This is a genomic window from Bradyrhizobium sp. Mp27, assembly GCF_029953005.1.
Lineage (GTDB): Bacteria > Pseudomonadota > Alphaproteobacteria > Rhizobiales > Xanthobacteraceae > Bradyrhizobium > Bradyrhizobium barranii.
In genome coordinates this window covers 1-2,534 of sequence record NZ_JASAUS010000390.1, presented here as the reverse complement: position 1 = coordinate 2,534, position 2,534 = coordinate 1, and the positions used below count along the sequence as shown (strand labels likewise).

1 protein-coding gene is annotated in these 2,534 nt (G+C 67.9%); it reads left to right on the top strand.

Annotation, left to right across the window (positions count from 1 at the left end):
- The coding region (locus QJT78_RS50120) for a condensation domain-containing protein (RefSeq protein ID WP_281460825.1) at window positions 1–2,534 on the top strand (2,534 nt) is incomplete at both ends.

The window sequence follows — 2,534 nt, the reverse complement described above, 5'->3', positions numbered from 1 at the left end:
CGAGCCAGGTCGACACCTTTATTATCGGCGGGGAACCGCTTTCGCATTCAACGGTCTCGTTGTGGCGCAGCATCCAGCCTATGGCCAGGATGGTGAATGAATATGGCCCGACCGAAGCTGTCGTCGGCTGCGTCTTCTATGATATTCCGACCGGGCTCGCCACCTCCACAAACGTCCCGATCGGGCGTCCGATTGCGAACACGCGGATCTATCTGCTCGACGCTCGTGGCGAGCTGGTTCCGTTTGGGGCGGTGGGAGAGCTTTACATTGGCGGGGCGGGTGTTGCGCGCGGCTATCTGAACCGGCCGGAGCTGACGGCGGAGCGGTTCATCACCAGCCCGTTTGTGGACGGCGACCGGCTGTACCGGACTGGCGATCTGGCGCGCTATCTGCCGGACGGCAATCTTGAGTTTTTGGGCCGCAACGACGAGCAGGTGAAGATCCGCGGCTTCCGGATCGAGCCCGGCGAGATCGCCGCGCGGCTTTGCGAGCACGCCTGGGTGCGCGAGGCGGTGGTGGTGGCGCGCCAGAACCGCGCCGGCGACAAGCATCTTATCGCCTATGTGGCGGGCGCGCCCGAGGCCGGCTCGGACGAGGGCGATGGAGGCGGGCTGGCCGGCGCCTTGCGCGCGCATCTAAGCGCGCGGCTGCCGGACTACATGGTGCCATCGGCGTTCGTGCCGATCGCGGCGCTGCCGCTGACGGTGAACGGCAAGCTCGACCGCAAGGCACTGCCGGCGCCGGCCGATGAGGCCTATGCGCTGGCGGCCTATGAGGCGCCGCGCGGCGAGGTCGAGACGATGCTGGCGCAGATCTGGGCCGAGCTTCTCGGTGTCGAGCGGGTCGGGCGCCACGACCACTTCTTCGAGCTCGGCGGCCACTCACTGCTGGCGGTGCAGCTGATGGAGCGGCTGCGGCGGCTGTCGCTCGGGGTCGAGGTGCGCACCCTGTTCGCCAGGCCGGTGCTTTGCGATCTGGCCGCAAGCCTTGGCAGCCATCGCGAGGTGGCGGTGCCCGCCAACCTGATCGACGAGCACAGCACGGCGATCACGCCGCGGATGCTGCCGCTGATCGAGCTGACGCAGGAAGAGATCGACCGGGTCGTCGCCACGGTGCCGGGCAGGGTCGCCAACATCCAGGACATCTATGGCTTGTCGCCGCTGCAGGACGGCATCCTGTTCCATCATTTGTTGGCGGCAACGGGCGATCCCTACCTGCTGGTCTCACAGATGGCCTTTGCCGATCGTGACCTGTTGGAGCGCTATCTTGCCGCGGTTCAGCGGGTGGTGGATCGGCACGATATCCTGAGGACGTCGTTTGTCTGGGAAGGGCTGTCGCGCCCGGCCCAGGTGGTGTGGCGCCGCGCGCCGCTGGAGGTGACCGAGGTCGAGCTGGACGAGAATGGCGGTTCCGGTCGCGAGCAGCTGAAGCGGCGGTTCGATCCGCGTCAGTACCGCATCGATCTGGGCCGGGCGCCCTTGATGCGCTTCGTGATTGCGCGCGAGCCGGGCAGCGGGCGCTGGCTGCTGCTGCAGTTGCTGCATCATCTGATCGGGGATCACACGACGCTGGAAGTGATGCATGCCGAGGTGCGGGCCGTGCTGGCGGGACGCGGGCATGAGCTTGCCGTCCCGCAGCCGTTCCGCAATCTGGTGGCGCAGGCGCGGCTTGGCATCGATGCCAAGGCGCATGAAGCGTTCTTCCAGGAGATGCTGGGCGACATCGACGAGCCGACGCTGCCGTTCGGGCTTCGCCAGGTGCATGGCGACGGCAGCGGGATCGGCGAGGCGCATCGGATGCTTCCGCAGGCGCTCAACGATCGGCTGCGCGCTCAGGCGCGGCGGCTCAGGGTGAGCCTTGCGAGCCTGTGCCATCTGGCCTGGGGGCAGGTGGTGGCGCTGAGCAGCGGCCGAGAGCAGGTGGTGTTCGGCACGGTGCTGTTCGGCCGCATGCATGCGGGTGCGGGCGCCGACCGTGCGATGGGCCTGTTCATCAACACCCTGCCTGTGCGGCTCGACCTCGACGGAGCCGGGGTCGAGGCGAGCGTGCAGGCCACGCATGCGCGGCTTTCCGAGCTGCTGGCGCACGAACATGCCTCGCTGGCGCTGGCGCAACGCTGCAGCGGCGTTGCGGCGCCGGCGCCGCTGTTCAGCGCGCTGCTGAACTACCGCCACAACACGCCGGCGGCCAAGTCCGGCTCAGGAACGGACGATGTCCTGGCCGGCATCGAACGGCTGGGCGGGGAAGAGCGCACCAACTACCCGTTGACGCTATCGGTGGAGGATTTTGGCGAGGCGCTCGGCCTGACGGCGCAGGTGGCGGAGCCAATCTCTGCGGATCGGGTCTGCGGCTACATGCAGCGGGCGCTCGAGCAGCTGGCAGATGCATTGGAGCAGGCTCCCGACAGGCCGGTGCGGGAGCTGGACATCCTGCCGGCGGCTGAACGCACCTATCTGCTGGAGGAGCTGAACCGGACGGCGGCGGCCTATCCGTCGCAGCGGTGCATCCACGAACTGTTCGAGCAGCAGGTGCAA